Below are 26,883 nucleotides of genomic sequence, written 5' to 3'. Positions count from 1 at the left end.
GGGCTCCGGGCGGCCGGCCCGCCGGGGCCGCGGACCTGCGCGGCGGGGATGGCGTCGCGCAAGGCTGGGCCGCCTGGAGGAAAGCCGGTGGCGCTGAGGGAAACGCCCACGCCGCAAGGGAAAGCTCAGCGCGACGGAGCCACGCGGCCCAGGAAGTCGCGGATGTGGGCAGCGACCTCGTCGCCCGCGCTTTCGAGGAGGAAGTGGCCGCCGTCGAGGAGGTGGATTTCGGCGTGGGGCACGTCAGTGGAGAAAGCGGTGGCGCCGTCCGGGCCGAAGATCGGGTCGTTCTTGCCCCAGACCGCGAGGACGGGTGGCTGGGTCTTGCGCAGGTACTCGTGCAGCGCGGGGTACAGCGGCGAGTTGGTGGCGTAGTCGCGGAAGAGCGCGAGCTGGATCTCGTCGTTGCCCGGGCGTGAAAGCAGCGCGAAGTCGTGGTTCCAGGTGTCGGGGCTGACGAGGGTCTCGTCGGGCACGCCGGTGATGTACTGCCACTTCGTCAGGTCGAGGCTGAGCGCGCCGCGGATGTTGGCCTCGGTCTCGGCGTTCTGCTCGGCCTGGTAGTCCCACACGGTCTTCCAGAAGCCGTCGACGAAACCGGCGTCGTAGCCGTTGCCGTTCTGGGTGATGATCGCGGTGATGGCGTCGGGGTTGGTGAGCGCGAGGCGCCAGCCGATGGGGGCGCCGTAGTCCTGCACGTAGATCGCGTAGCGGGTGACGTCGAGCTGGCGCAGCAGGCCGGCCGTGAGGTCCGTCAGCGCGTCGAAGGTGTAGCCGAACTCGTCGGCCGACGGCGCGTCGGACAGGCCGAAACCGAGGTGGTCGGGCGCGATCACGTGGTAGCGGTCGGCCAGCGCCGGGATCAGATTCCGGAACATGAACGAGCTGGTCGGGAAGCCGTGCAGCAGCACGACCACGGGGGCGTCGGCGGGCCCGGCCTCGCGGTAGAAGAGCTGCCGGCCGTCGACGGTCGCGTAGCGGTAGTGAACAGCGGTCATGATATCTAACTCCTATCGCCCTGTTTGATGGTTAGAACTCAAACAGGGTCTGCCTAACTTGTCAACCCCGAGTTTGCCGGTTAGCCTGGACTCGTGACCGACGAGAAGCTGCTGCTCGACCTGCTGAACACCACCCCGGTGCTCGACGGGACGCCGCACGACGAGCTCGCTGACGCCGAGCTGGGCCGCGAGTGGCTCACCGCCCACGGACAGCCGGCGTCCGCGCAGGAGTGGCGCGCGCTGGTCGACGTGCGCGCGGCGCTGCAGGACGTCGTGCGCGGCGACGCGGAGCCGGAAGCCTTGGCCCCCTTCGTCGACGGCCTCGGCTACCGCGCGGTCTTCGACGACGGCGGCATCAAGTGGGACCTCGACACCTCGCCCGGCCGCGCGGCCGCCTCGCGCGCGGTGCTGGCCTGGGACACGCTGCGCCACGCCAGCCCCGGCCGGCTCCGGCCGTGCGCGAACCCGGAGTGCCGCCTGTTCCTCATCGACCACAGCAAGCCGAACACCGCCCGCTGGTGCTCGATGGCCGTGTGCGGCAACCGCATGAAGGCCCGCCGCCACTACCAGCGCACCCGCCAGGCCGGCGCGTGACCGGCCGCCGGGTGGTGTCCGATCATGGGTGACGACAGCGACATCGACCGCCTGGTCGCGCGCAAACTCCAGCAGCTGCGCACGGAACGCGGGCTCACGCTCACCCAGCTCGCGGAGCTCACGGGGATCTCCGTCGCCCACCTGTCGCGCCTCGAACGCGGGGAACGGCAGCCCTCGATCGGCAGCCTCCTACAGCTCGCGCGCACGTACGGCATCTCGATCGGCAAGCTCGTGGCCGACCAGCCCGACGAGGACTACCACCTCGTGCGCGCCGGCCAGGGCGTGGCGCACGAAAACGCCGAGGGCCGCTACGAGGTGCTCAGCGGGCCGCGCGCCACCATCGCGGTGGTCGGGCTCGAACTGCCGCCCGGCACCGAAACCGGCGCCGTGCACCACACCGGCGAGGAATGGCTCCACGTCCGCGCCGGTGCCGTCGCACTGCTCCTGGGCGACGAGGAGATCTCGCTCAAGGCAGGCGACTCCATCCAGTTCGACTCCGGCCGCACGCACCGGCTGCACAACACGTCGGCCCGCACCGCGCGGGTGCTCATCGCGTCGACCGCGTCAGCCGTCCACCATCCCGTGTCCGGTTCCGAACACCCCTGAGGAGGCAGACGTGCGTGTAGTCGCGTTGCGGCGCTACCCGGTGAAATCGATGCTCGGCGAGGAAGTCACCGAGGCACGAGTCGACGCCGCCGGTCTCGACGGCGACCGCACGCTCGCCGTGATCGACTCCGACACCGGCTTCGTCGCGACGGCGAAGCACCCGCGCCTGTGGCGCCGCCTCCTGGAGCTCGCGGCCGAGACGGACGGCCGCGTGTTCATCACCTTCCCCGACGGCACCAAGCTGGCCGCCGACGACCCCGAAGCCGGCTCGCGCCTGTCGGATCTGCTGGGCCGCGCGATCACGGTGTCCGGGATCCGGCCCGACGGCGCGTCCGTGGAGCGCCCGGCACCGGAAGACGTGCTCGACAACGGCGTGAGCGCCGTGGTCCCGGCGCAGACGCTGCAGATCGGCCAGGGCACCCCCGGCCACAACTTCGTGGACCACTCCCCGATCCACCTCATCAGCACCGCGACGCTGGACCACCTCGACACCGAAGCCATCCGGTACCGGCCGAACCTCGTCATCGCGACCCCGCCCGGCACCGGCGCGTTCGTCGAGAACCACTGGCTGGGCAAGGAAATCCAGTTCGGCGAGGCCGGCACGGGCGCGCGGCTGCGGGTCACGCTGCCCACGCCGCGATGCGCCGTGCCGTCGCTCGCCCACGGCACTCTGCCGCGCAACCCGCAGGCGGTGCGGGCGGTGATGGCGGGCAACCGCGTCGACGTCGCCGGCCTCGGCAAGGCCATGCCGTGCGCGGGCGCGTACGCCGAGGTCGTGCGGCCGGGCACGCTCCACCTGGACGATCCGATCACGCTGGCCTGACAAGCTCAGTCGCCGACGAACACCAGCGCTTCGGACAGCGGTTTCCGGGTGAGGTCCGGGACTTCGCAGTCGTCGGCCGGATATCCCACGGGGAAAAGGATGTACGGCCGCTCGGTCGCTGGGCGGTGCAGCGCCCGGCCGAGGAACGCCATCGGGTTCGGCGTGTGTGTCAACGTCGTGAGCCCCATCGAGTGCAGTGCGGCGATGAAGAATCCACAAGCGATCCCGACGCTCTCGGACGCGTAGTAGGTCTTCTGCAGCTGTCCGTTCGGCAACACCCGGTGTTTCTGCGCGAACACGACCACGAGCCAGGGTGCGACTTCCAGGAACTCCTTGTGTTCGTCCGTTTCCAGCGGTGCCAGCGCAGCGCGCCACTCGGGAATCTCCCGCTCGCGGTAGAAACGTTGTTCTTCCTGTTCGGCGGCCGCCCGGATCTGGTGTTTCACCACCGCATCCTGTGTGGCGACGAACGTCCACGGTTGCTGGTGCGCGCCGCTGGGTGCGGTGTTCGCCGCGCGCACCGCGAGCTCGATCGCCTCGACCGGCACGGGGTCGGGCGAAAACCAGCGCACCGACCGCCGCCGATCCAGGTGCCGGTGGAACTCGGCGCCTCGGCGCAACCCCTCGTCGACGGGCAGCCGCTGCGGGGCGTACGGCACGAACGGGTATCGGTGCTTCCGCGTCTGAGTCACCCCAGCCACACTGCCAACCAGCGATTACCGAGTCCAGCTTGAAGAACTGAGCCCAGTTATATGCTGAGCTCATGAACCTGCCGAACGTGACGATCCGGCAGCTCGAATACCTGATCGCCGTCGCCGAAACGGGTTCGCTCACCACCGCGGCCACGCGCTGCCACGTCTCGCAGGCCGCCATTTCGCTGGCTCTCACCGAGGTGGAACGCGCACTGGGCCTGCGGCTGGTGATCCGCTCACCCCGGCGTGGTGCTTCGCTCACCGCGGCCGGCAAGCAGGTGCTCGCCGACGCGCGGCGGGTGGTCGGGGCCATGAGCGACCTCGGCGTGGAAGCCCGGGGCCTGGGCCAGGACGTGAGCGGCACGCTGGTCGTCGGCTGCTACGGCCCGATCGCGCCGTTCCACTTGCCGGCGGCCATCGCGACGTTCGAAAACGATCATCCGGACGTCTCTGTGCGGTTCGTCGAGGGCAGCCTGCCCGAGATCCAGGACCACCTGCTCGACGGGCGGTGTGAGATCGCTTTCCTCTACGAACAGGACGTCTACCCCGCGATCACCTTCCGGACGTTGTACGACCAGCAGCCGGCGATCCTCCTGCCCGGCAACCATCGGCTGGCCGGCCGCGAGTCGCTGTCGCTCGGGGAGCTGGCCGACGAGCCCTTCATCCTGCTCGACGTGCCACCGAGCGAGCGCTACTTCCGCGCCGTGTTCGAGTCCGCACATCTGGCGATGGTGCCGACACACCGGGCGCGAAGTTTCGAACTCGCACGGTCGCTTGTCGCCCGTGGTCTCGGCTACTCGATGACCGTCCAGCAACCCGCGCTGTCGCATTCCTACGAAGGCTTGGCAGTGATCGCACTTCCGTTGCGCGAAAAGGCACCTTCGACGCCCGTCATCATGGGCTGGCCGGCAGGGGGTCCACTCACGCATCGCGCGCAGGCATTCCTCGACCACTGCGAACGGCTGTTCGCGGAGGGCCGCTGACCACGGCGTTTCGCCCACAGCGCCCGGACCTCAACGTCCTAGCCTGAACTTCGTAGCCTGAACTTCCTGGCCTCAGCGTGTCGGCCTCAACGTCCTGAAGCGAACGCCCGATCCAGACCCGCCTTCGCTCCGCCCCGGCCGAGCGTGTGGTGAAGCCGCTTGCCGTCGACGTACACCCCGAGCTTGTTCGGGTCGAACGCCACGAACCCGGCGACCGCAGCCGACTCGGCCGGCGCGTCCGCATAGGACCACGCGGCCCCGGACCGACCACCGATGGCGTAGTACGTCGCAACCCCCTTGTATGGACACCGAGTCCGCAAGGTCTCCTCGGACAACGCGATCTCGTCGACGTCCGCGCGCGGCAAATACCACTGCGGCTCCCGGTCCGATTCGTACAACACCCGCGAGCGGCGCGATTTCGCGACCACCCGCCCGTCCATTTCGACCAGGACCTCACGCGAGGCGTTCCGCACGTCGATGCGGTGGTACGGATCCGCCGCGTGAGCGGTGACGGGCTCGTCCTCCTCCTGGAACCCGTCCATCGCCCGCCACGAGAAGGCGACGAGGTTCGCGAACTCCGCGGCGTGAGCCGGCGGACGCACGTGCTGCCAGGCCGCGCCCTCGTGGATCCGGTCCCCGACGCGAACGGCGAACCACGCCGTCTTCCCGAGATCCGGGTGCAGCGTCGTCCGCTGCCGGAACTCCAGGACCTCCACGCGAACGTCCGTAGCCGGGAAGTACGCGACGGGGAACCGCCCCGGCGTGTGCAGGAGAATCGCGTCCTCACTGTCCGCGATCCACTCCCCCGCGAACCGCACCCGCAGCCTGCGCCGCAGGGGTTCGCGGTACGACAGGCGATCCGGCAACGCGTCGGGCACGAGGAACTTGCCCCGGAACACCTCCGGCTGCGCAGCGAGCAACCACGGTAGTGGCATCACGAACCTCCCTTCATCGTTTGCGCAGGTACACGGTCAAGTTCTGTCCGCTGAGGACAGAGTCACACCAGCGGCTCGCCACCGTCGACCCCCAGCGACACCCCGGTCACGAACCCGTTGGTCAGCGCGAAGAGCACGGCGTCGGCGATGTCCTCCGACGTCCCGATCCGCCGCGCGGGGTTGCTCGCCGAACGCTGCGCGAAGAGAGCGGCCTTCTTCTCGTCGCCGAGCGCGTCGTACGCGCCGGTGTCGATCGTGCCCGGCGAGACGGCGTTGACGCGGATCGGCGCGAGCTCCACCGCGAGCGCCTTGGTGAGCGAGTCGACCGCACCGTTGGTGGCGGCGACCGCCAGCATCCCGATCGACGGCTTACGGGCCGTCGCGCCGGAGAAGATCACCATCGAGCCGTCGGCCGGCATCTTCGGGGCGAGGTGTTTCGCCAGCAGGATCGGCCCGATGACCTTGGTTTCGAACGAAAGCGCGATCGTGCCGTGCGCGAGGTCACCGACCAGGCCACGGGCGCGAGCCGACGCCGTGGACACGACGTGGTCGACCTGTCCGAGACGCTCGGCGAGCGCGGCCACGCCGGCCTCGTCGGTCAGGTCGACCGTTTCGACCGAGATACCCGGATCGTCGTACGCGCCCTTGAGCTTCTCCTCGTCGCGACCCGCGACGACGACCTCCGCGCCGGCGGCGCGCACAGCGAGCACCACGGCCCGAGCGATGCCGCTGCCGCGGCCGACGACGAGAACCTTGCGTCCCTTGAGGGATTCGGACATGAGTGTGTCTCCTTTGAACAGTCCCGCGAGGAAGCGTAGGCCGGGGGTACGGCCCGCTCCATGAAAGTTTTCTGCCCGTGAGCGAGAGCCGGCGAATGTTTCGCGCGGCTTTTGCCGGGCTCCGGCCGCCGCGTCCTTCCTCGTCTTGCCCGCCGCCTAGCTAACGTCTACGATGACGCTATACCCATTAGTCACAAGAACGCAAGACCCGTACTTTCAGCCACTCATTCGATCAAGGTCGACGACCGAAAACCCGCCTAATGGTTGAAAGAGATCCATGCGCAAAACCTCACCTGACCTGCCATAACATCGATAGCTCCCCGGCGCGCCGGGACCGTACGGTGGAAGAGTCCACAGAGGAGCACGGGAGGGACGGTCGTGGCGACAGCGCTGGAAAATCGCACGGTTCTGGTCATCGGACGGCCGAGCGGCATCGCCCGGGCGGTCACGCTCGCCGCGCGCGCCGAGGGCGCCCAAGTCGTGGTCGCGGGCCGCGACAAGGCCAAACTGGAGCAGGCCTACGACGACGAGGGCATCCGCGCCGAAGAGGTCGACGTGACCGTCGACGCGTCCATCACCGCACTGGCCGAACGCCTGGGCTCGGTCGACCACCTCGTCACCACGGCGTCGTCGCGAGCCCGCGGCCGCCTCGAAGAGCTGGACCGCGACGCGCTGCGCCGCTCGTTCGACACCAAGGTCATCGGGCCCGTCATGCTGGCCAAGCACTTCGCCCCGCACCTCGCCGCAGGTGGTTCCTTCACGCTTTTCTCCGGTGTGGCCGCGTTCAAGCCCGCGGTCGGCTTCCTCGGCGTCGCCATCACCAACGGCGCGGCCGACTTTCTCACACGCTCGCTGTCGCTGGAGCTCGCGCCGATCCGCGTGAACGCGATCTCCCCGGGCGTCATCGACACCGGCATCTGGGACGCCATGGGCGAAGAAGGCAAAGCCGCCTACTTCGAGCACTTCCGCACGCACAACCCGGCCCGGCGCATCGGCACCGTCGACGACATCGCGTCGGCCGTGCTGTTCGCGATGACCAACCCGTTCCTGACCGGCGTGACCCTGCGCGTCGACGGCGGCGAACCCCTGACGTGAGCCAAAAGAACACCATGGCGGCCTCGATTCCGCCCCGGAATCGAGGCCACCACTGCTGAGATCAGACAGATGCGTCGCGCCCCAGCCGCACCGGCAGCTCCGCGTGACCGTTGGACAGGAACGAGCTCATCGGCGCCAACCGCGTCGACAGCTCCGCGAACGCCAGGTCAGGGAACCGCTCGAACAACATCCGCAACGCCGTCGTCGCCTCGAGTCGCGCCAGCGGGGCACCGAGGCAGTGGTGGATCCCGTGCCCGAACGCCAGGTGCTGCTTCACCCCGCGCGTGATGTCGAACTCGCCCGCGGTCTCGCCGTACTCCGCCTCGTCACGCCCGGCCGCGGCGTAGGCGGCGAGGATCGCGTCCCCCTCGGGGATCACGACGTCACCCAGGTCGATGTCCGCCACCGCGTACCGCAGCGGCAGGTACGCCACGGGAGCTTGCCACCGCAGGGTTTCCTCGACGACGTCGCTCCACGTGCGTTCGCCGGACCACACGAGCGCGAGCTGCTCCGGGTGCGTGAGCATCGCCGTCACGGCCTGGTCCAGCAGGTTCACGGTCGTCTCGTGCCCGGCGGTCAGCATGAGGATGAGTGTGTCGACGACCTCGGCGTCGGTGAGCCGGCCGAAGCGGTCGGAGTCGGCCTCGATGATCGCGCTCGTCACGTCGTCGCCGGGCTGCGCGCGCTTCTGCTCGGCCAGGCCCGTGAGGATCCGGTACATGTCCTCGGCATTGGCCTGGGCGGCTTCGGGGGTGGTCGTCGTGTCGAACACGGTGTCCACCACCTTGCGCAGGCCCGCGCGCTGCGAGTCGTCCACACCGAACAGTTGGCAGATGACCTCCACCGGCAGCTGATACGCGAAAGCCGCCCGCATGTCGACGACACCGTTCGCCCGGCCCAGCGAGGCCACCTCGTCGAGCAGCGTCGCCGTGATGCGTTCGACCCACGGCTTGAGCTCCATCGTCCGCTTCGCGGTGAAACCCGACGCGACCAGCGAGCGCAGCCGCCGGTGGTCGCTTCCGTAGGCGGTGAACATGTTCTGCACCGACACCCAGAGCCGCAGCGGCCAGTCGGCGGCGATGCGGTCTTCCTTCCACGCGGCCCAATGCTGCCGCGGATCCTTGGACACTCTGCTGTCGGTCAGGAGGGACTTCAGTGTGCCGGCGTGGCCGACTGCCCAGGCGCGGACTCCGCCCGGCAGCTCCACCACCACCGCCGAGCCGCCTTCGCGCAGCCGCGCGCCCTCCGCTTGGATGTCGGTCCCGTCGACGTCGAGTACATAAGCCTGCAGCTGATCCACGTACGCGCTTCTTCCGTGTTCGGGGGAACGCGCGCCGGACCACACGAAGCCGTGAGAATCCTTGCGGGAGAAGAGAGTCCGGTGTCGGTCCGCGCTCGCGAACCCACCTCGCGTTCCCGGTCGACAACCAGGTCGCCCGCCACGGTAACCGCGTCGGGCGGTGCGAAACCCGTGTCGCCGAGAACGAAAGAATTCCGTCACACTCTCAGTTCGCGCGTGAGGGGCGACCGCCCGGCAACCCTCGCCGACGCAGATCGCCCACGAACAGCTCGACCAGCGAGTCCGACGGCGACGCGACCACCACCACGATCTCCCGCTCCACCAAGGGATCCAGCCGCCGCACCACACCCGGCGGGCGAGCCGGCAGCGCCGAGACGGGCACGATCGTCACGCCCATGCCCGCGGCCGCGAGCTGCGCGGCCGTGCGCGGGCTCCTGGTCCGCAGCACGGGATCCAGCACCACGCTGTGTTCCGCGGCGAGCTGGTCGAGCCACACGGACAACCCGTTGTCGCTCACGAAGTGGACGAACGGCTCCGCCGCGAGATCCGCGAACGGCACCGACAGGCGTTCGGCGAACGGGTGCCCCGCCGGCGCGACGACCACCACCTCCTCCTCGCCGAGCACTTCGAGGTGCTCAGCCGTTTCGGACGGCCGCGGCCCCACGGCGACGTCGACCTCGCCCGAGGCCACGAGATCCACCATCCGGTCGGAACTCGTGTGCTCGCTGAGCTCGATGAGCACCTCGGACCGGCGCGCCCGCCAGTGCCGCAGCACGGGCACGAGCAGCCACGCCGTCATCGTCTCCGCGCAGGCGATCCGCAGCCGGCCCGCGCCGCCGGAGCCGATCTGGCGGCCCACGCGCACCGCGCGTTCGGACGCCTTCAACGCCACCCGCGCCTCTTCCGCGACCGCGTGGCCCGCCGCGGTCACCCGCACGCCGCGGCCCATCTTCTGCACCATCGGTGTACCGATCTCGCGTTCGAGCGAGGCGAGCTGGTGCGAGAGCGCGGGCTGCGACATCTGCAACGAGGCCGCGGCACGCGTCACCGAACCCTCTTCCACGAGGGCGACCAGACATTCCAGGGCGCGCAGCGTTGTCATTCGGAAAATCTAACAAGATCCTCCGAAAATTTCATGTGACGTGACCATTTCCCCCGCCCCGGGGAAAACGCGTCCCGCAGTAGTTTGGCGCCATCGAGGAAGGAGCCCGAGTGCCAACGCTGGTGTCGGTCAACGTGGGAATGCCCAAGGACGTCGAGTGGAACGGCAGGATCGTCCACACCGGCATCTGGAAGAGCGCGGTCAGCGGTCCCCGGATGGTGCGGAGGCTCAACGTCGACGGCGACGGACAGGGCGACCCGTACGGCCACGGCGGCGAGCAGCGGGCAGTTTTCGTCTACCAGCTGGAATCGATCGAGTACTGGCAGGCGTACTTCGGGCACGACAGCTACGAGTTCGGGCAGTTCGGCGAGAACTTCACCGTCACCGGCCTGCCCGACGACGAGGTCTGCCTCGGCGACCGCTACCGCATCGGCGAGGCGGAGTTCGAGGTGACGCAACCGCGGGTCACGTGCTTCCGCGTCAGCATGCGCCTGAACGAGCCGGAGCTGCCGTCGCTGCTGGTGTCCCACGGGCGGCCGGGGTTCTACTTCCGGGTGCTCGAAGAGGGCCACGTGCGGTCCGGCGACGAGATCGTGCGGACGCGGCGCGGGCCGCACGAGATGACTGTCGCCGAGGTCGACGCCCTGCTCTACACCCCGAACCGCACCACCGAAGCCCTCGAATCCGCGGTCGACATCCCCGCGCTCAGCCCCGGCTGGCGCCAGTCGTTCCGGGACCTGCTCAGCCCGGCCGAGAAGCACGCGGGTCCGGGCTGGACCGGGTTCCGGCCGCTCACCGTGGCGAAGCTCGTACGCGAGAGCGCGACCATCACGTCCGTGTACCTCGACGCGCCCGGCGAAACCCTCCCGGCCGCGCGGCCCGGTCAGTACCTCACCGTCCGGCTGCCCGGCGCCGACGGAACTCCGCTGGTCCGCAGCTATTCGCTCTCGACGATCGAGGGCTACCGCATCAGTGTGAAGCGCGACGGCGCCGCGAGCACGTACGTGCACGACGTGCTGAAAGCCGGCGACATCCTCGACGTGGCCGCGCCGCGCGGCGACTTCGTGCTGGAGCCCGGTTCCGGCCCGGTCGTGCTGCTGTCCGCCGGCGTCGGCGTGACCCCGGTCCTGGCGATGCTGCACCAGCTCGCCACCGAGGAACCCGCGCGCGAGGTCTGGTGGATCCAGACGGCCCGGAACACGGCGGACCAGGCGTTCGAGCTCGAAGTCCGCGGACTGCTCGCAAAACTGCCGAAGAGTCACGCGCACTTCTTCCACACCCGGCCGGAATCCGGCGCCGACGGACGGCGTGTGACCGGCCGGACGCTGAAGGAACTCGCCCTGCCGGCCGACGCCACCGCGTACGTCTGCGGCCCGCAGGCCTTCATGGACGACGTCCGCGAAGCCCTGGTCGCCCTGGGTTGCGCCGACGTCCACACGGAACTGTTCGGCGCCCTCGCCGCGATCAACCCCGGCGTGCGCGGAGCCGGCACCGTTGCGCCGCACCAGCCGGACGGCCCGCCCGGAACCGGTCCCGCCGTCAGCTTCGCCCGCAGCGGCCTCACGGTCCGGTGGCGCGACGACGGGAAAACCCTGCTGGAGCTGGCCGAAGCCTGTGCGGTGCCCACGCGCTGGGCCTGCCGCAGCGGCGTGTGCCACACCTGCGACACCCCGCTGCTCGCCGGGAGGACGACGTACGACCCGGCGCCGCTCGAACTGCCCCCGGCCGGGCGGATCCTCGTCTGCTGCGCCCGGCCGGTGACCGACGTCGTGCTCGACCAGTAGCTCACCGGCCGCGCAGGCGCGGGGACACCAGCCCCGCGATCGAGCACCCCACCAGGATCACGCCCAGCACGGCCACGACGACTTCCAGCGCGGGCCGGCCGACCGTGCTCGTGCTGAGCACCAGCACGGCCTGGACGGCCAGCGCGAGGCCGATGAGGAGCCAGAGCACGCACAGCCCCGCGGTTCGCGGGACCACGTGCCACCGAGTGCCAGCCGACATGAGAACTTCCCTTCGTCCGGGTCGGCTCCTGGCTACCCGGAGGCCCCGCCGGGTGAACCGGCCCCACGCCGATCTTGATCGCACGGGCCGATTTCGTTGCTCGAACGGACAACGGTTCAGCGGGCGGGCCGCGTCGCGAACCCGGCCGAGACCAGCGCGAGCACGACCACCGCGGCGAGCACGCTCAACGCGATCGGCAGCCGCGCCGTGAACGCCGCCGTGTTCAGGATCGCGCCCAGCACCGACACCGACATCAGCGCGCCCGACTGCCGGCTCGTGTTCTGCACACCGGACGCGACACCCGCCTGGTTCACTGGCACGCTCGGCACCAGCAGCGACGTGAGCGCGGAGAACGCGATCGTGCTCGACACCCCGACCAGCAGCAGGCCGGCCGCGACCGGCACGTACGCCGTGGCCCCGGTGAAGATCAGCAGCACCGCGACGCCGGACGCGCAGCAGGCGAAGCCGGTCAGCAGCGCCACGGGGTTGCCGAACTGCCGGGACAGCGGCCGGTAAAGCACGAGCGAGCCGATCGTCGACCCGACCGTGAGCGGCAGGAGCGCGATCCCGGCCTCGCCCGCCGACCACCCGCGGACCTCCTGGAAGTACAACGACATCACGAAAAGCGTGCCGTAGAAGAGGAACCCCATGAACGCCGCGCTCGCCACCGCGACCGAGCGCACCCGGACCGAGAAGAACCCTCTCGGCAGCATCGGCTGCGCGACCCGGCGTTCGACCAGCCAGAACGCGGCGGCGGACAGGAGGCCGCCGGCCAGCAGGCCGAGGCTGAGCGGGGAGCTCCAGCCGGCGCTGCCGCTCACGATCACGCCCGCCGTGATCAGCCCGAGCGCGGCCACGGCAGTGAGCTGCCCGGCGTGGTCGACCTTGCGCTCGTGCCGCGGCGCCTCCGTGATCCCGGCCCGCGCCAGCAGGATCGCGGCGACGCCGATGGGCAGGTTGATCAGGAAGATGCTGCGCCAGCCGAACGCGTCGATCAGCAGCCCGCCGACCATCGGTCCCACCGCGGTGGAGATCGCGCCGGTGGACACCCAGATGGCCGTGGCGCGGGCGCGTTCACCGTCGTCGGAGAACAGCGTGCGGATCAGCGCGAGCGTCGCCGGCAGCAGCGCCGCCGCACCCACGCCCTGGACCACGCGGGCCGCGATGAGGACGTGCACCGACGGCGCGAGCGAGCAGGCCAGCGAAGCGGCGGTGAAGATCGTGGTGCCCCAGAGGAAACACCGGCGCAGGCCCCAGCGGTCGCCCAGCGCTCCCGCCGTGAGCAGCAGCGCGGCGAGGCAGAGCGTGTACGCGTTGATCACCCACTGGACCGAGGCCAGGGACGTCTTGAGGTCGTCGCGCAGCGCGGGCACGGCGATGTTGAGCACGCTGCCGTCGAGGATGATCGCGAAGTACCCCAGGCAGATGCCGGTGAAGCCCATGGTCCGGGCTCTTACCGCCATGTCGGGGCTCCTTTCACGAGTCGTCCCGGCGAATGTAGCCGCTGCGACCGAACATGTACGGTACGAAGCGGCCCATTCCTTAATCGAATGATAAGGATTCCGGATCCGAATTCATCCGCGACACGGAACTAGAATGCGGGCTGCGGTTACCTGTCGGGCGAGACATTCGGCCGGCCGTGCTTAAGATGTGGCGAATGTTCGCGCGGAGCGGGTCAGAGGTGGTCTCAGATGTCTCTCGGCTTCCGGCTCCTGGGCAACGTCGAGGCGGTCCGGGGCGAGGAGCCCCAGCCGATCGGTCCGGCGGGGCCGCGCGGCATCCTGGTGTCGCTGCTACTCGAGGCCGGGCAGCCGGTCTCGCTCGACGACCTCGTGGTCCGCGTGTGGGGCGACGAAGCACCGGGCAGCGCGCGGGGCATGGTGCACAGCTACTTCACCCGGTTGCGTACGGCGCTGGCGGGTGAGCACCAGATCGTGCGCCGGGGCCACGGCTATGTGCTCGACGTCGAGCCCGACCACGTCGACGTGCACCGGTTCCGGCGGCTGGTCTGTCGCGCCCGCCGCACGGAGGACGCCGAGGAGAAGGTCGGCTTCTACGACGAAGCGCTGGACCTGTGGCGGGGCGAACCGTTCGCGGGGCTGGACAGCCCGTGGCTGCGGGAGTTCCGCACGGCGCTGCTGGCCGAACGCGAGGAAGTGCTGCTGGCCAGAACGGACCTGCAGCTCGAACTCGGCCGCCACGCGCAGGTACTGCCGACGCTCACCAGCCGGGCCGAGCACCACCCGTACGACGAACGGCTCGCCAGCCAGCTCATGGTCGCATTGCACCGCACCGGCCGCCAGGCCGACGCACTGAGGCACTTCCAGAAGGTGAAGACGCTGCTGGCCGAGGAGCTCGGGGTGGATCCCGGGCCCGCACTGAGGGCCGTGTACCAGGCGATCCTGCGCGACGAGGCCACTGTGGACGATCGACCCTCGCGTCCCGGCTCCGCCGACGACGATCCCGGCCTGCCACCGCCGGTTCCGCGGCAGCTGCCCGCGCCGCCCCGCGCGTTCACCGGGCGAGACCGGGAGCTCGAAGCGCTGGTGGACGGTCCGGTGTCGGTGATCGTCGGCCCCGGCGGGGTCGGCAAGACCTGTCTCGCGCTGCGCTGGGCGCACGACCACGCCGGCCGGTACCCCGACGGGCAGCTGTTCGTGGACCTGCGTGGGTTCGCGCCGTCCGGGGACCGGGTGCCACCGGAGACCGCCGTGCGCGCGTTCCTCTCCGCGCTCGGGGTGAAGCCGGCGGCCGTCCCGCAGGACCTCGCCGCGATGAGCGGTCTCTACCGCAGCCTGGTGGCGGACAAACGTCTACTGGTGGTCATCGACAACGCGCTCGACGCCGACCAGGTCACGCCGCTGCTGCCGGGCACCCCGCAGTGTCCGGTCGTGGTCACGAGCCGCAACCGGCTGACCACTTTGGTCTCGAGCCACCACGCCGACCTCATCTCCCTCGACGTCCTCGACGGCGCCGCGGCCCGGCAGCTGCTCGTCTCGCGGCTGGGGCCTTCCCGGACGTCGGCGGAACCCGCCGCCGTCACCCGGCTCGCCGACGCGTGCGGGGGCCTGCCGCTCGCGCTGAGCATCGTCGTCGGCCGGGCGCAGGAGCACCCCGAGTTCGCGCTCACCGCGCTGGCCGACGAGCTCGCCGACTCCGGCTCCACCCTCAACGCGCTGGAGATCGGCACCGACCTCAGCATCCGGGCCGTCCTGCGGACGTCACTGGCGGCGCTGGCGGGCGAGCCCGCGGAACTGTTCACGCTCCTCGGTCTCGTCCCCGGCCCGGACATCTCGCTCGACGCCGCCGCGTCGCTCGCGGGCAAGACATATGCGGCGACACGGACCGCGCTGCGAGTTCTCGAACGCGCTTCGTTGGTTCAGCAACACGAGCCGGGCCGCTTCCGCCTCCACGACCTGGTTCGTGCGTACGCGCGAGAACTCGCACAGCTTTCGCGTGACAACGAACAAATCACGTCCGCACTCCACCGTCTCACGTGCTTTTACCTCCACACCTTGGTTCACGCGGTCACCCTTGCCGACGCCGGACGTCCGCCCATCACCCCCGTGCCGCTGCCCGCGGGGTGCACCACCGTGCCGCTGCGCGACAGCACCGAAGCCAAGCGGTGGGTGAACACGGAGGCCGAGAACATCGGCGCCGTCCGGTCGGTGGCGAAAGACCGCGAGTGGCACAAGATCGTGTGGCAGCTGGCATGGGGCAGCAGTTCGCTCTACGCCACCCAGGGCGACGCGCACCACGCCATCGGCGTCTGGCGCGACGGGCTGGCCGCCGCCCAGCTCCTCGGGGAACGCAGCTCCGAATGCCTGGCCCACCGCGTGATCGCGCAGGCCCTCACCCGCACCGGCCGGCACGAGGAAGCCGTCCAGCACGTCGAGGTGGCGCTGACCATCGCCGAGGAACTCGGGGACGTGTCGCAGCGCGTGCTCAGCCTCAACGCGTGGTCCGAGATCTCCGTGCGGGCGCAGCGGACCGCCGAGGCCGTCGAGCTGAGCACGGACGCGTGGCGGCTGGCCACCGGGCTGCCGCCGGCGATCCGGGCGTGGGTCGGCAACCACCTGGCCTGGGCGTTGCAGCTGGAGCGCCAGTACGAGAGGGCCCTGGAAATCTCGGAAAAGGCACTCGCGCTGGCCGACGAGGCTCACATGAACAACATCCGTCCGGCCCTTTTGGACACTCTCGGCACCATCCACCTCGGTCTCGGGAACCTGGACGGGGCCATCGCCTACCTCGAGGAGGCGCTGGCGCTGTTCGGGGACGAGATGTTCTCCATCCCGGACACCCTGCTCACGCTCGGCGCGGCCTACGAGAAGCTGGGCCGCCACGACCTCGCGGTGAAGAGCCTGCGCCAAGCGGTGGAGCTCTACCACCAGCAACACCGCGAGCACGACGGGCAGCAGGCCCGGCGCGCACTCGACGAACTCCTGCGGAAGATCCCGTGATCGCGCAGGCGACGTTTCCCGCCTTTCCGGTCAACTCCGCGTTTTCCCGCCGCACGGCCGGGGAGAATCGGCTTCGCCGGGCCGCCACCAATGCGTCCGGCGATCTCGCCTCGACCTAAGGAAAGCCCGATGCCGCTCTCGTCCCCCGCACCCGTCCACGGTGAGACCGCCGAAGGTTTCGAGCCGGTGGCCCAGGCTTTCCGGCAGAACTTCGCCGAACGGAACGAGCTGGGCGCGGCCGTCACCGTCGTGGTGCGCGGCCGGACCGTGGTCGACCTGTGGGGTGGCTGGACGGACGAGGAGCGCCGGGCTCCGTGGCGGCGCCCGACGCTGACCAACCTGTGGTCGAGCACCAAGGGCCTGGTCGCGCTGTGCGCCTTGCAGCTCGTGGAAAGCGGCGACCTCGACCTCGACGCGCCGGTCGCCCGTTACTGGCCCGAGTTCGCCGCCGCAGGCAAGGCCGGAATCCCCGTCCGGTGGCTGCTTTCGCACCGTTCCGGGGTCACCGGGGTCGCGCCCGAGCACCCGCTGCAGATCGACGACCTGCTCGACTGGACGAAGATGACCCTGCTCCTGTCCGCTCAGGAACCGTTGTTCGAGCCCGGTTCGGCCAGCGGATATCACGCGCTGTCCTACGGTTTCCTCGTCGGCGAGGTGATCCGCCGGATCGCCGGGCAGACCGTCGGCGAGTTCTTCCGCGCCAACGTGGCGTCACCACTCAATGTGGACGTCCACATCGGAGTGAACCGCGACGACCTCGCCCGCTGCTCCACGATGGTCGAGCCGGGCGCCGGTCCGGAAAGGACGGTCGCACCGGACCGCGCGACGCTGGCCGCGCTCGCCAACCCGCTTCCCCTTGGCCGCACGGCGAACCTCACCCGCTGGCGCGTCGCCGAGGTGCCGGCGGCGAACGGGCACGGCACGGCCCACGGCCTCGCCACGATCTACGGCGCCCTCGCCGACGGTTCGGAACGGCTGCTGCGGCACGAGACCATCGAGCTCGGCCGCACCGGCCAGGGCCGCTGCCGCGACCTGGTCATGGGGCTGGACAACGAGTTCGGCCTCGGCTTCACCCTCGGCAGCGACCAGCTCAGCTTCGGCCCCCACCCCCGCGCCTTCGGCCACGACGGATTCGGCGGCTCGACGGGGTTCGCCGACCCGGAGAGCGGCGTCGGCTTCGGGTACGTGATGAACCGGATGGGCCCCCACCCGCGCGATGACCCTCGCAAGATGGCGCTGGTCGACGCGACCTACGCCTGCCTCGCCCGGCTGGCTCAGCCCTCGGTGAAGGTCCGGTAGTCCTGCGCGCCCAACAGCTTCGACTCCCCGGCCCGCACATCGACGGTGACGAGCCAGCCGTCACCGTACGGATCGTCGTTGACGACCTCCGGGCTGTCGGCGAGCAGGCCGTTGACCGCGCTGACCACACCGGACACCGGCGCGTAGACCTCGGCCACGCTCTTCGTCGACTCGACCTCGCCGAACGGCTCGCCCGCCACGACCTCGGCGCCGACCGACGGCAGGGACACGGAGATGATGTCGCCCAGCTCCTCCTGCGCGAAGTCGCTGACGCCGATGCGCGCGGATTCGTCCGGCAGCCGCCGCACCCACTGGTGGGTGACGGTGTACTCGACCTCGGGGTCCACTTCGGCCATTTCGGTGCCACACCTTTCGCCGGCGGACGAGTTGCGGTTCACTGCTGTCCGCCGGACGAGCGTAGATCGTGCCCGCCCGCCGCGACGGTGTCGTCGCGTGAGTCTTTTCTAGGCTCGGCCACCGAAGAACGAATGACACCGACCGTGCGCGGGTGATCGCCGTGCGCGATAAAGCTTTCGTCAATGCCGCGCCCACGCGCCCGAGGCATGCTGGAGGAGCACCAGGAGCACGCCCGCGTCCCCGCACCGGCTCCGGATGACGAGACAGGCAAGGAAAAGAGCACCATGGAACACGTTGCGGTCCGGCCCCGGCCCCACGTCCCGGGATCCCACCCCGTCGCGCTCCGGCCGCGAGACGCCCAGCAGGTTTCGGTCCGCGTGGAAGCCACGGACACCCTCAGCGCCACGGGCCTGCGGCTGGTCCTCGAAAGCCACGCCGGCCTCGTGCGGACACGCCCGGGCGCGCGTCCCGACGTCCTCGTCTTCTCGACACCACACGTGAACGCCGCGGCCGTGGCGCAGCTGCGGGCTCTGCAGCCCTCGGGTGTCGCGGTTGTACTGCTCACCGCCGGCGTCGAGGAAGCCGCGCTGCTCACGTTGATCGAGCACGGGGTCGTGGCCATCGTGGACAGCAAATCCGCGGACGGCGCCGAGCTCGCGGCCGCGGTGTCGGCCGCCGCGCACCAGCACAGCGTGATGCCGCGAGACCTGCTCGGGACGCTCATCGGCCTGGTGCGGCGGATGCAGCGCGAAACGCTCGGGCCCCTGGGTGTGAACAGCGCCGGCCTCACCGAGCGTGAGGTCGAGGTGCTGCGGCTCCTGGCCGACGGAGCGGAAACCGCCGAGATCGCCCGGAAGCTGACGTATTCGGAGAGCACGATCAAGCACGTCCTGCACAGCCTCACCACCCGCTACAAGCTCCGCAACCGCGTCCAGGCCGTCGCGTTCGCCCTGCGCGCCGGCGTCTTGTGATTCGATGATCGGGTAGTCACCGAGGAGTGAGGCGGACTGGTGGAAATCGAACAGGTGCGACACCACGTCGAGGCCGCTTGGGCGGACCGGGTTCTGCCGAGCCTCGCGGAGTTCGTGGCGATCCCCGCGGTCTCCCCCGCGTACGACGCGCAATGGCGCGAACGCGGGCACCTGCGCCGCGCGGTCGAGCACGTCCGCGCCTGGATCGAGGCGAACGCGCCGGCGGGCAGCACCGTCGACGTCGTGGAGCTCGACGGCGTGCCACCACTGTTGTTCGCGGAAATCCCCGCCACGCCGGGAGCGGCGGGCGAGGGCACGGCCCTGCTCTACGGGCACCTCGACAAGCAGCCACCGTTCGACGGCTGGTCCGAAGGACTCGGCCCGTGGCAACCGGTGCTGCGCGGAGACCGGCTCTACGGGCGCGGCGCGGTGGACGACGGTTACGCGGCCTACGCGGCCCTTACCGCCGTCACCGCGGTCCGGGCCGGCGGCGGCGAGCACTGTCGCGTGGTTCTCGTGCTGGAGGCGGGCGAGGAGTCGGGCAGCCCCGGCCTGCCGGACTACCTCGACCACCTCGCGGACCGGCTCGGCCGCGTCAGCCTCGTGACCTGTTTGGACTCCGGCGGCGGTGACTTCCAACGGCTGTGGGTCACGCGGAGCCTGCGCGGGATCCTCCAGGCCACGCTCACCGTCGCTGTGCTTCAAGAAGCCGTGCACTCCGGGATCGCCAGCGGTGTCGTCCCGAGCTCGTTCCGCATCCTGCGGCTGCTGCTCGACCGGCTCGAAGATCCCGCCACCGGCCGGATCCTGCTGCCGGAACTGAACGCGCCGATCCCGCCCGAACGCGTGGCGGACGCGCAGCGGCTGGCCGAGCTGCGTCCACTGTCGACGCTGCACCCGCTCTGCCTGGTCCCCGGCAGCCGGCCGGCCGCCGACGACGAGGCCGAGCGCATCCTCAACAACACCTGGCGCCCGACGTTGTCGGTCACCGGCGCGGCCGGCCTGCCGGACGTGGCGGAAGCCGGCGCGGTCCTGCGGGCCTCGACGTCGCTGCGGCTCAGCTTCCGCCTGCCGCCCACCGTCAGCGCGGCCGACGCGGCGGCCGCGCTCGAACGGGTGGTCACCACCGACGTGCCGTTCGGCGCTTCGGCCGCCCTCACCGACGTGATGGCCCAGGACGGCTGGTGCGCCCCCGAGCCGCCGGCGTGGTTGTCCGCCGCCCTTGAATCCGGCGTTTTCGAAGCCCCGCACCAGTTCATGGGCCTGGGCGGCGGGATCCCGTTCATGCAGATGCTCGGGCAGGCCTACTCGGACGCGGCTTTCCTCGTCACGGGCGCGGTCGGCGCCGAGTCGAACATGCATGTGCCCGACGAGTGGCTCAACATCCCCTTCGCGCGCCAGGTCACCGAAGCCGTCGCCCACGTGCTCGCGGCGCACGCCCTCCAGCGCTGAGGAACCCATTCGCCTCATCTTGGTTCGACCACCGGATTTCTCATGTGACCGAACTCTTGCGGAACCGGTTTCCGGCGAAATCGCTCAGTATCTTCGGTGGGAGAACGGCACCGGAGGAGGGATTCGTGGTGACGTCCGGTTCACCCGTCGCGGCCAGGCCGCGCCGGTCGCTCACCGAAGTCGCGGTCACGGTCTTCGGGCCCGACCCACTGACGACCGAAGCGATCCGCAAGCTCCTGGGCGTCGAAGCTCCGCGCACGTCGGGCGACGAGCCTCCCCCCGACGTCACCGTCGTCGCCGACTACCGCTTCTCCACGGCCACGATGCGCCGCGTCCATGCCGCGGCCGTCCTCGCCGCCCCCATCGTCCTGCTCACCGCCGACGTGCGCGAGCACTCCCTGCTCTCCCTCGTCAGCCATGGCGTCGTCGCCGTCCTCGACCGCACCACGACCACCAGCGCCGACCTCGCCGATGCGGTTCTCTCGAGCGCCAACGGCTCCGCCGTCCTGTCGCCCCGCCTGCTCGGCAACCTCGTCGCCCAAATCCGCGGCCTGCAACGCAACGTCCTGGAACCACTGGGCTACACCGGCCCCGGACTGTCCACCCGCGAAGTCGAGATCCTCCGCATGCTCGCCGAAGGCGTCGAGACGCGCGAGATCGCCAAAACCCTGGTCTACTCGGAGAGCACGGTGAAGAAGGACCTGGCCTCGATCATCGGCCGGTTCAACCTCCGCAACCGCACCCAGGCGGTGGCCTTCGCGCTCCGCGCGGGTGTCCTGTAAGTCACTACTGACTCGCCACTCAGGATAAACTCGCCCCCGTGAGCCGCAGCCGGAAAGACACCACCGTGCGCCGGGACGAGATCCTGCGCGCCACCGTTCGCCACATCGAGCTGGCCGGGATCCACGCCGTGCGGATGGCCGACGTCGCGGCCGACCTGTCGGTGAGCACATCGCTCGTGCTCTACCACTTCAAGAACAAGGAAGCGCTGATCGCGGAGGCCTTCGCCTGGGCCGCGCAACGCGATCTCGAAAAGCTGGCGCAACTGACCGAAGGCTTGGCCACCGCGTCCGAACGCCTGCGCACCGCTCTGGAGTGGTACGCGCCGACCGGGCAGGCGAAGGGCTGGCGCCTGTGGATCGAGGGCTGGTCGGCGGCACTGCGAGAACCCGAGCTCCGGCAGGTCGGCCGCGAGCTGGACCTGCGCTGGAAGGAAGCGCTGGTCACGATCATCCAGGACGGCGCGCACGCCGGCGAGTTCACCGCGCCCGACCCGCGTGGCGCGGCGTGGCGGATCACCGCGTTCCTCGACGGCCTCGCCGTGCAGGCCTTGGTGCACGGCGGGGTGCAGAACCGGGAACGGATGCAGGAGTGGGCGCGCCGGCACGTCGCGCACGAACTGGGTCTCGCCGACGACGCCCGTTGACAATCGTTCGCCTGCTACTGCATCGTGATGCAGTAGCAGGCGGCGACGAACGGGGCACGCATGACAGCGCGGGAGCCACACCTCTCGATCACCTGGACCGACGCCGAGACAGGCCGGCGCGGGTTCGTGGTCGTCGACCGCCTGGTCCGCGGCGTCGCGAGCGGCGGGTTGCGCATGCGCGAAGGTTGCACGCTCGACGAGGTACGTGGCCTCGCGGCAGGCATGACCCGCAAGGAGGCCCTGCACTACGAACCCGGCGCCCGCTACATCCCGCTCGGCGGCGCCAAGGGCGGCCTCGACTGCAGCCCGCACGATCCCGAAGCCCGCGGCGTGCTCACGCGGTTCCTGGCGGCGGTGCGCGCGATCGTCGAACGCCACTGGACCACCGGGGAGGACCTGGGCGTGCGGCAGGAGACGATCGACGAGGTCGTGGCGGAGCTCGGCATGGACAGTTCCGTGCAGGCCGTCTATCCCTTGCTGGACAACGCCGACGAGGCGCGCGCCCGGCTGGCGAAGGCGTTTTCGATCGACGTCGACGGAGTCGCGTTGCCTGAGCTCGTCGGCGGGCTGGGCGTCGCGCAGGCCGCGCTGACGGCGATGGACCGGCTCGGTCTGCAAGCCGCGCCGCGTCGGGCCGTCGTACAGGGCTTCGGTTCGATGGGCGGCGCGACCGCGCGCTACCTGGCCCGGGCCGGCGTCCTCGTCGTGGGCATCGCGGACGCCGACGGCGTCGTGGCGAATCCCGAGGGCCTCGACGTCGAGCGCCTCCTGCGCACCCGCGATCCGTTGGGCGGCCTGGACCGCACGCAGCTGCGCCCGGCCGACCGTCTGCTCCCGCCGCGCTCCTGGCTCGATATCGAGTGCGACGTCCTTGTCCCGGCAGCCGTTTCCTACTGCCTCGACGAGACGAACCAGCACCGCGTCACCGCGCGCGTCGTCGTCGAGGCGGCCAACATGGCGACCACGGCTGCGGCCGAGGCCGCACTCGCCTCCCGCGGCGTCACCGTGATTCCCGATTTCGCGGCCAACTCGGCCACCAACGCCTGGTGGTGGTGGACCCTGTTCGGCGACCTCGACGCGGACGCGCAGCAGGCCGAAACCAAGGTCCGCGAGGCGATGGACCGGATCGTCACCGACCTGCTCGCCCGGTCCGAGACCCACGCGGTCTCCCCCAGGACGGCCGCGCAACAGGTCGTGGACCGCAAGCTGGCCCAGATCGAACTCCGGTACCCGGCCTGAGCCGTTTTGGGCTCAGTCGATGGCGGTGACCAGGCCGTTGCGGCTGCCGATCACCAGCGCGCCGTCTCCCGTGAGGGCCGGGTAGCTGTCCACTTTGCCACCGAGGTCGATGTCGAACAGGCGGGTGCCGTCGGGGTTGTAGCCGTAGGCGTGGCCGTTCTCGCCGCCGAAGTAGAGGTGGTAGGTGCGGTCGACGATGGTCGAGCTCCAGATTTGGGCGCCGATGGGGCCGTAGTGGGTGGTCTCGTGTCCGGTGTGGACGTCGAAGACGTGGACCTGTCCACTGTGGTCGGCGACGTAGGCCAGGCCCGTGACCGTGACCACGGGTGAGGAGTACGTGATCACCCGCGGCGCCTGCCAGGCGAGTTTCCCGTCCGGGTGGTAGGCCCATTCGGCGCGGCCGTTGGTGCCCAGCAGCACGGTGCCATCCGGGGCGAGGCCCGCGGAGACCTCGGTGACGTCGTCGTGGGGGTCCACGCGCCACGCGACGCGGGCGGAGGCGCCCAGGTCGTCGAGGGCGATCAACGACGAGTCGGCGGTGGTGTAGACGCGGCCGTGGCCGTCGGTGACCACCGAGCCGTAGGAAGTCGTTCCGATGTCGACGGTCCAGACGATGTGGCCGGCCGAGGTGTCCACTGCGGACACCGTGCCGTCGCCGGTCCCGACGTAGACCCGGCTCCCGTCGAAGGAAACCGGGGACGTCACCCGAGAGGAAAACTCCTTCGTCCACAGTGGCCGTCCCGCCGGGGACAACGCGATCAGGTCCTCACCGCTGGGCAGGAGGATCGTGCCGTCACGGAGGACGAGGGGTGAGATCGACAGATCGCCGCCCACGGGGTTCTTCGTGTCGTAGGTCCACTTGTCGTGCCCGTCGGCCGGGTCGAGGGCGTGGAGAACGCCACCGTTCGAGGCGAGGTAGACCGTGCCGTCCGCGCCGACCACCGGGCCCGGGGTCGTGGCGCCCTCGAGACGGCGTTGCCAGCGGATGGTGCCGTGCGTCGGTCCCGACTCCACCGAGGCGCCCGAATGCCGGGCATCGTGCAACGCCGAGGGCCACGGTGTCCACGTCGCGACGCCGGCCGAGTCCTGCGGAAACACGAACGGCGGCGCGACCGGAGCGGTCGGAGCAGCGCCGCAGGCGGCGAGGAGCAACGCACCGGCAGCAAGGGCACAACGTCGGAACATCACGTTCCCGAAGCTACCCACTCCAGGGCCACCTCGGTCATTACGAACCCCTAACCGGCACCGTCCTCAATGGTCAGGAGCAAGCCCTCGAGGTCTACCTCGCACCGCCCGCACGAAGGCAGGTGCACGGCGATGCGCGGGTGGAACCGGCCCCCGTCCTCGCCCCGCCGGAGCAGCTCGGCGTAGACGCGCAGCAGCTCCATCGCCTCCGCGCACCCGCCGTCACGCGGATCGGTGTCGAGGAAACGCTCCAACGCATCAGGTCGCTCACGCTCGCCCCTCCCGGCTCGCCCAGGTAGCGGAACTCCCCCAGCTTGGCGAGCACCGCCACGACAGCGTCGGTCGCCGCCTGCTGGGCGAGATCGTCGACGTCGTCGCCGGCCCCGCGACGCCCGCACTCAGCGCGCGCGATCCGCAATAGGCTGACACCTTTCCCGACCTGTCGCTGACCACTGTGGACGGCACCGGCCACCCGTTGCCCGCCGAGCTGGCCGGGCACTCCGCCGTGGTGCTGTTCTACCGCGGCAGCTGCTGCCCGTACTGCAACGCACAACTGCGGGCGCTCCAGCGTGCCGCCGACACGTTGGCGGAGCTCGACGTCAAGGTCGTCGCGCTGTCCGTCGACGACGAAGCGACCACAAAGGACCTGATGGCCAGGCACAAGCTCGGCTTCCCTGTCGGCCACAGTGCCGACGCCCGCACGCTCCACGACGCGACCGGGGCGTTTGTGAACGAGGACCCACGCTACGTCCAGTCCACGGGCTTCCTGCTCGACCCGGCGGGCAAGGTTCCGGTGAGCGTCTACTCCAGCGGCGCGATCGGGTGGCTCGTGCCCGAGGACGTGATCGGCATGATCCGCTACCTGCGCGAGCACTAGGCAGACGCGGCGTTAGCCGACGGTAAGGGATCTTCGCGGTGACGCGGGGCACACTACGAACAGTGGTCATCCAGCCAAGGAGCGTTGTCATGCAAAGGTCACCGGAAACCGCCCCCACGCCGCACCTGCGCCGCAAGTCCTGGATCATCCCGGCCGCGGCGGCGGGGTTCGCCCTGTTCGTCGCGGCGGGCGCGCGGGTCGCCGCCATCTTCGCCGAGTCCATGATGAGCGGCGTGGCCCTCATCGGCTCGTGGCTGATCTTCGCGCTGGGCCTGGCCTACGCGGGCACGCGGCTGCGGCCCGGGCTCGGGGCCGCGCTGTTCGTGGGGTTCGCCGTGGGTGTCCTCGCCGTCGCGTTCTTCGGCGGGATGCACATGCTCACCTGAGATCTTTCGAATTCCTTACCGTTGCGGTGAAAGTGCCGTCGTGGCCACGATCGAGTGGCCACGAGGACAGCTTGGTGCCGCTTAGGCTCGCCTCATGATCAGCCCGCTGAGTGCGGCGCTCACCCTGACCGTGCTGCCGGGTTCGGCGCCGAGCGCGTCCGCCATCACCACCCGTGACCCGGTTGCCTCGGACGTCGTGAACCCTGTGTCCGCAGGCACGAACGTCGACCCGGCCACCGCCGTGTCCGGTCGCGTCTACGTCGCCGGCCGCGATCCCGAAGGCTTGGCGGCCTATGCCGCAAACGTGTCCGATGCACGCCATCGCCCCGGCCGCCGACCTCACCGTCGTCAGCTCGGCGTCCTGCCACAGCGAGGACTTCTACGACTCGATCGCGACGGTGGTCGACCACCACCTCGCGGACATCGTGTCGAACTCCTGATACGCGGTCGATCCCGTCACCCCGGCCCAGCAGACCACTGTGGACAACCTGCTGCAGCTCGGCGCCGTGCAAGGCATCGGCTTCTACGCCGCGTCCGGTGACAACGGCGATCTCGGCGACTTCCGGCTCGACGGCACCCACACCGGCGAGGTCGACTTCCCCGCGCGCGACCCGTGGGTCACCGCGGTCGGCGGCACCACTCTCGCCATCGGCGACGGCGACCGCTACCTGTGGGAAACGGGCTGGGGTTCGCACAGCACGGCGCTGAGCGCCGACGGCTCGACGTGGGCCTCCCCGCCCGGCGGCTTCATCAACGGCACCGGCGGTGGCGCCGTCCCCGGCACTCCGCAACCCGCTTACCAGCGCGGCATCGTCCCCGACGCACTGTCCCATCCGGACGGTTCGGCCACCGCGGTCCGGGTCTCCCCGGACATCGCCGCCATCGGTGACCCCACGACCGGCTTCATCACGGGCGATACCCAGCTGTTCCCCGACGGCACCGCGCAGTACAACGAACACCGCATCGGCGAACCTCGCTGGCCGCACCGGTGGTCGCCGGCATCCAGGCGCTGGCGCAACAGCTCACCGGCAAACCGCTCGGCTTCGCCAACCCGCTGATCTACCAGAAGTACCGCAGCCGGCTGTTCCACGACCCGAACGGCAACCCGTTGGGCACCAACCGGAACCCGGCCGTGGTGCGCGTCGACTTCGCGAACTCCTTCGACGCGAGCCAAGGTCTCGTGACGACGCTGCGCACGGCCAACCTGGACACTTCACTGACCACGATTCCGGGCTACGACACCACCACCGGCGTCGGCACCCCGACCGCCGCGTACCTCGCGTCGTTCGCCCGAAGGTGACCAGCGCCGGCCCTGGAAGC

The 26,883-nt window shown here is 70.3% G+C and carries 28 protein-coding genes and 1 pseudogene; 18 read left to right on the top strand and 11 right to left on the bottom strand.

Annotation, left to right across the window (positions count from 1 at the left end):
• Nucleotides 1-125: 125 nt before the first annotated feature.
• Nucleotides 126-998, bottom strand: a complete 873-nt coding sequence (locus tag ABZU76_RS48020; RefSeq protein WP_354884076.1) for an alpha/beta fold hydrolase — start codon at nucleotides 996-998, stop codon at nucleotides 126-128.
• Nucleotides 999-1,091: 93 nt separating this feature from the next.
• Here ABZU76_RS48020 and ABZU76_RS48015 point away from each other — a divergent pair, with 93 nt between their 5' ends.
• Genes ABZU76_RS48015 through ABZU76_RS48005 form a run of 3 tightly spaced genes read left to right on the top strand, consistent with a single transcriptional unit; the run spans nucleotide 1,092 to nucleotide 3,021 of the window.
• Complete coding sequence (locus ABZU76_RS48015) at nucleotides 1,092-1,592, top strand: CGNR zinc finger domain-containing protein (RefSeq protein ID WP_354884073.1); 501 nt, start codon at nucleotides 1,092-1,094, stop codon at nucleotides 1,590-1,592.
• A gap of 24 nt (nucleotides 1,593-1,616) precedes the next feature.
• Complete coding sequence (locus tag ABZU76_RS48010; protein WP_354884070.1) at nucleotides 1,617-2,198, top strand: helix-turn-helix domain-containing protein; 582 nt, start codon at nucleotides 1,617-1,619, stop codon at nucleotides 2,196-2,198.
• 10 nt (nucleotides 2,199-2,208) lie between these two features.
• The gene (locus tag ABZU76_RS48005; protein ID WP_354884068.1) at nucleotides 2,209-3,021 is read left to right on the top strand and encodes an MOSC N-terminal beta barrel domain-containing protein; all 813 of its coding nucleotides are present in this window, start codon (nucleotides 2,209-2,211) and stop codon (nucleotides 3,019-3,021) included.
• Between the two features lie 5 nt (nucleotides 3,022-3,026).
• On the opposite strand, the gene ABZU76_RS48000 is transcribed toward ABZU76_RS48005, so the two are convergent.
• A complete protein-coding gene (locus tag ABZU76_RS48000; protein ID WP_354884065.1) occupies nucleotides 3,027-3,713 on the bottom strand; it encodes a nitroreductase family protein in 687 nt (228 codons plus the stop codon).
• 71 nt (nucleotides 3,714-3,784) lie between these two features.
• Here ABZU76_RS48000 and ABZU76_RS47995 point away from each other — a divergent pair, with 71 nt between their 5' ends.
• The gene (locus tag ABZU76_RS47995; protein WP_354884062.1) at nucleotides 3,785-4,696 is read left to right on the top strand and encodes a LysR family transcriptional regulator; all 912 of its coding nucleotides are present in this window, start codon (nucleotides 3,785-3,787) and stop codon (nucleotides 4,694-4,696) included.
• Between the two features lie 86 nt (nucleotides 4,697-4,782).
• Here ABZU76_RS47995 and ABZU76_RS47990 read toward each other — a convergent pair whose 3' ends face one another.
• Entirely contained in the window at nucleotides 4,783-5,631 is an 849-nt protein-coding gene (locus tag ABZU76_RS47990) for a DUF427 domain-containing protein (protein ID WP_354884059.1), read from the bottom strand.
• Between the two features lie 62 nt (nucleotides 5,632-5,693).
• A complete protein-coding gene (locus tag ABZU76_RS47985; protein WP_354884057.1) occupies nucleotides 5,694-6,410 on the bottom strand; it encodes an SDR family oxidoreductase in 717 nt (238 codons plus the stop codon).
• Nucleotides 6,411-6,788: 378 nt separating this feature from the next.
• Between ABZU76_RS47985 and ABZU76_RS47980 the strand changes: the two genes are divergently transcribed.
• Nucleotides 6,789-7,505, top strand: a complete 717-nt coding sequence (locus ABZU76_RS47980; RefSeq protein WP_354884054.1) for an SDR family oxidoreductase — start codon at nucleotides 6,789-6,791, stop codon at nucleotides 7,503-7,505.
• A gap of 61 nt (nucleotides 7,506-7,566) precedes the next feature.
• Here ABZU76_RS47980 and ABZU76_RS47975 read toward each other — a convergent pair whose 3' ends face one another.
• Together ABZU76_RS47975 and ABZU76_RS47970 are read right to left on the bottom strand one after the other, a co-directional pair.
• Nucleotides 7,567-8,805 (bottom strand): cytochrome P450, encoded by a 1,239-nt coding sequence (locus tag ABZU76_RS47975; RefSeq protein WP_354884051.1) that lies wholly within the window; start codon nucleotides 8,803-8,805, stop codon nucleotides 7,567-7,569.
• A 205-nt stretch (nucleotides 8,806-9,010) separates the two neighbouring features.
• On the bottom strand, nucleotides 9,011-9,907 hold the full coding sequence (locus ABZU76_RS47970) for a LysR family transcriptional regulator (RefSeq protein ID WP_354884048.1): 897 nt from the start codon (nucleotides 9,905-9,907) through the stop codon (nucleotides 9,011-9,013).
• 110 nt (nucleotides 9,908-10,017) lie between these two features.
• Between ABZU76_RS47970 and ABZU76_RS47965 the strand changes: the two genes are divergently transcribed.
• Complete coding sequence (locus ABZU76_RS47965) at nucleotides 10,018-11,691, top strand: MOSC and FAD-binding oxidoreductase domain-containing protein (protein WP_354884045.1); 1,674 nt, start codon at nucleotides 10,018-10,020, stop codon at nucleotides 11,689-11,691.
• Between the two features lies 1 nt (nucleotide 11,692).
• On the opposite strand, the gene ABZU76_RS47960 is transcribed toward ABZU76_RS47965, so the two are convergent.
• Nucleotides 11,693-11,911 (bottom strand): hypothetical protein, encoded by a 219-nt coding sequence (locus ABZU76_RS47960; protein WP_354884042.1) that lies wholly within the window; start codon nucleotides 11,909-11,911, stop codon nucleotides 11,693-11,695.
• Nucleotides 11,912-12,027: 116 nt separating this feature from the next.
• Nucleotides 12,028-13,374, bottom strand: a complete 1,347-nt coding sequence (locus ABZU76_RS47955; protein WP_354884039.1) for an MFS transporter — start codon at nucleotides 13,372-13,374, stop codon at nucleotides 12,028-12,030.
• 228 nt (nucleotides 13,375-13,602) lie between these two features.
• Between ABZU76_RS47955 and ABZU76_RS47950 the strand changes: the two genes are divergently transcribed.
• Together ABZU76_RS47950 and ABZU76_RS47945 are read left to right on the top strand one after the other, a co-directional pair.
• A complete protein-coding gene (locus tag ABZU76_RS47950; protein WP_354884036.1) occupies nucleotides 13,603-16,371 on the top strand; it encodes a BTAD domain-containing putative transcriptional regulator in 2,769 nt (922 codons plus the stop codon).
• Between the two features lie 129 nt (nucleotides 16,372-16,500).
• Nucleotides 16,501-17,670 carry a serine hydrolase domain-containing protein gene (locus ABZU76_RS47945; RefSeq protein WP_354884034.1) on the top strand — a complete coding sequence of 390 codons (1,170 nt, stop codon included), beginning with the start codon at nucleotides 16,501-16,503 and terminating at the stop codon, nucleotides 17,668-17,670.
• On the opposite strand, the gene gcvH is transcribed toward ABZU76_RS47945, so the two are convergent.
• Entirely contained in the window at nucleotides 17,646-18,026 is a 381-nt protein-coding gene (gene gcvH, locus ABZU76_RS47940; protein WP_354884031.1) for a glycine cleavage system protein GcvH, read from the bottom strand. The two genes, ABZU76_RS47945 and gcvH, sit on opposite strands and share 25 nt — an antisense overlap.
• 285 nt (nucleotides 18,027-18,311) lie before the next feature.
• Between gcvH and ABZU76_RS47935 the strand changes: the two genes are divergently transcribed.
• From ABZU76_RS47935 to ABZU76_RS47915, 5 genes are all read left to right on the top strand, one after another.
• Complete coding sequence (locus ABZU76_RS47935; RefSeq protein ID WP_354884028.1) at nucleotides 18,312-18,998, top strand: LuxR C-terminal-related transcriptional regulator; 687 nt, start codon at nucleotides 18,312-18,314, stop codon at nucleotides 18,996-18,998.
• Between the two features lie 39 nt (nucleotides 18,999-19,037).
• Nucleotides 19,038-20,450, top strand: coding sequence for a M20/M25/M40 family metallo-hydrolase (locus ABZU76_RS47930; protein WP_354884025.1), 1,413 nt, complete (start codon nucleotides 19,038-19,040; stop codon nucleotides 20,448-20,450).
• A 125-nt stretch (nucleotides 20,451-20,575) separates the two neighbouring features.
• A complete protein-coding gene (locus ABZU76_RS47925) occupies nucleotides 20,576-21,232 on the top strand; it encodes a response regulator transcription factor (RefSeq protein ID WP_354884022.1) in 657 nt (218 codons plus the stop codon).
• A 38-nt stretch (nucleotides 21,233-21,270) separates the two neighbouring features.
• A complete protein-coding gene (locus ABZU76_RS47920; RefSeq protein WP_354884019.1) occupies nucleotides 21,271-21,876 on the top strand; it encodes a TetR family transcriptional regulator C-terminal domain-containing protein in 606 nt (201 codons plus the stop codon).
• A gap of 60 nt (nucleotides 21,877-21,936) precedes the next feature.
• On the top strand, nucleotides 21,937-23,115 hold the full coding sequence (locus ABZU76_RS47915; RefSeq protein WP_354884016.1) for a Glu/Leu/Phe/Val dehydrogenase dimerization domain-containing protein: 1,179 nt from the start codon (nucleotides 21,937-21,939) through the stop codon (nucleotides 23,113-23,115).
• Between the two features lie 12 nt (nucleotides 23,116-23,127).
• Here ABZU76_RS47915 and ABZU76_RS47910 read toward each other — a convergent pair whose 3' ends face one another.
• Both ABZU76_RS47910 and ABZU76_RS47905 read right to left on the bottom strand, forming a co-directional pair.
• Nucleotides 23,128-24,300 carry a PQQ-binding-like beta-propeller repeat protein gene (locus ABZU76_RS47910; protein ID WP_354884085.1) on the bottom strand — a complete coding sequence of 391 codons (1,173 nt, stop codon included), beginning with the start codon at nucleotides 24,298-24,300 and terminating at the stop codon, nucleotides 23,128-23,130.
• A 50-nt stretch (nucleotides 24,301-24,350) separates the two neighbouring features.
• Nucleotides 24,351-24,554, bottom strand: a complete 204-nt coding sequence (locus tag ABZU76_RS47905) for a hypothetical protein (RefSeq protein ID WP_354884013.1) — start codon at nucleotides 24,552-24,554, stop codon at nucleotides 24,351-24,353.
• A gap of 182 nt (nucleotides 24,555-24,736) precedes the next feature.
• Here ABZU76_RS47905 and ABZU76_RS47900 point away from each other — a divergent pair.
• From ABZU76_RS47900 to ABZU76_RS47880, 5 genes and pseudogenes are all read left to right on the top strand, one after another.
• Nucleotides 24,737-25,177 (top strand): annotated as a pseudogene (locus ABZU76_RS47900) (redoxin domain-containing protein); the annotation flags it as partial.
• An 89-nt stretch (nucleotides 25,178-25,266) separates the two neighbouring features.
• Complete coding sequence (locus ABZU76_RS47895; protein ID WP_354884010.1) at nucleotides 25,267-25,563, top strand: hypothetical protein; 297 nt, start codon at nucleotides 25,267-25,269, stop codon at nucleotides 25,561-25,563.
• 311 nt (nucleotides 25,564-25,874) lie between these two features.
• Entirely contained in the window at nucleotides 25,875-26,003 is a 129-nt protein-coding gene (locus ABZU76_RS47890) for a hypothetical protein (RefSeq protein ID WP_354884007.1), read from the top strand.
• A 39-nt stretch (nucleotides 26,004-26,042) separates the two neighbouring features.
• Nucleotides 26,043-26,621: a hypothetical protein gene (locus ABZU76_RS47885; protein WP_354884004.1), complete on the top strand. Its 579-nt coding sequence runs from the start codon at nucleotides 26,043-26,045 to the stop codon at nucleotides 26,619-26,621.
• Nucleotides 26,552-26,863, top strand: coding sequence for a hypothetical protein (locus tag ABZU76_RS47880; RefSeq protein WP_354884001.1), 312 nt, complete (start codon nucleotides 26,552-26,554; stop codon nucleotides 26,861-26,863). The genes ABZU76_RS47885 and ABZU76_RS47880 overlap by 70 nt, the downstream gene beginning before the upstream one ends.
• Nucleotides 26,864-26,883: the final 20 nt, after the last annotated feature.

The sequence above is a fragment of the Amycolatopsis sp. NPDC005232 genome, assembly GCF_040607795.1.
GTDB lineage: Bacteria > Actinomycetota > Actinomycetes > Mycobacteriales > Pseudonocardiaceae > Amycolatopsis.
The sequence above is the reverse complement of the archived record's forward strand: the minus strand, read 5'-3'. Positions and strand labels throughout refer to the sequence as shown.

Coding starts and splice junctions, on each gene's coding strand:
- ABZU76_RS48020 (WP_354884076.1), bottom strand. CDS start 998: ATGACCGCTGTTCACTACCGCTACGCGACCGTCGACGGCCGGCAGCTC.
- ABZU76_RS48010 (WP_354884070.1), top strand. CDS start 1,617: ATGGGTGACGACAGCGACATCGACCGCCTGGTCGCGCGCAAACTCCAG.
- ABZU76_RS47995 (WP_354884062.1), top strand. CDS start 3,785: ATGAACCTGCCGAACGTGACGATCCGGCAGCTCGAATACCTGATCGCC.
- ABZU76_RS47990 (WP_354884059.1), bottom strand. CDS start 5,631: ATGCCACTACCGTGGTTGCTCGCTGCGCAGCCGGAGGTGTTCCGGGGC.
- ABZU76_RS47985 (WP_354884057.1), bottom strand. CDS start 6,410: ATGTCCGAATCCCTCAAGGGACGCAAGGTTCTCGTCGTCGGCCGCGGC.
- ABZU76_RS47970 (WP_354884048.1), bottom strand. CDS start 9,907: ATGACAACGCTGCGCGCCCTGGAATGTCTGGTCGCCCTCGTGGAAGAG.
- ABZU76_RS47960 (WP_354884042.1), bottom strand. CDS start 11,911: ATGTCGGCTGGCACTCGGTGGCACGTGGTCCCGCGAACCGCGGGGCTG.
- ABZU76_RS47955 (WP_354884039.1), bottom strand. CDS start 13,374: ATGGCGGTAAGAGCCCGGACCATGGGCTTCACCGGCATCTGCCTGGGG.
- ABZU76_RS47950 (WP_354884036.1), top strand. CDS start 13,603: ATGTCTCTCGGCTTCCGGCTCCTGGGCAACGTCGAGGCGGTCCGGGGC.
- ABZU76_RS47945 (WP_354884034.1), top strand. CDS start 16,501: ATGCCGCTCTCGTCCCCCGCACCCGTCCACGGTGAGACCGCCGAAGGT.
- gcvH (WP_354884031.1), bottom strand. CDS start 18,026: ATGGCCGAAGTGGACCCCGAGGTCGAGTACACCGTCACCCACCAGTGG.
- ABZU76_RS47935 (WP_354884028.1), top strand. CDS start 18,312: ATGGAACACGTTGCGGTCCGGCCCCGGCCCCACGTCCCGGGATCCCAC.
- ABZU76_RS47915 (WP_354884016.1), top strand. CDS start 21,937: ATGACAGCGCGGGAGCCACACCTCTCGATCACCTGGACCGACGCCGAG.
- ABZU76_RS47910 (WP_354884085.1), bottom strand. CDS start 24,300: ATGTTCCGACGTTGTGCCCTTGCTGCCGGTGCGTTGCTCCTCGCCGCC.
- ABZU76_RS47895 (WP_354884010.1), top strand. CDS start 25,267: ATGCAAAGGTCACCGGAAACCGCCCCCACGCCGCACCTGCGCCGCAAG.
- ABZU76_RS47890 (WP_354884007.1), top strand. CDS start 25,875: ATGCACGCCATCGCCCCGGCCGCCGACCTCACCGTCGTCAGCTCGGCG.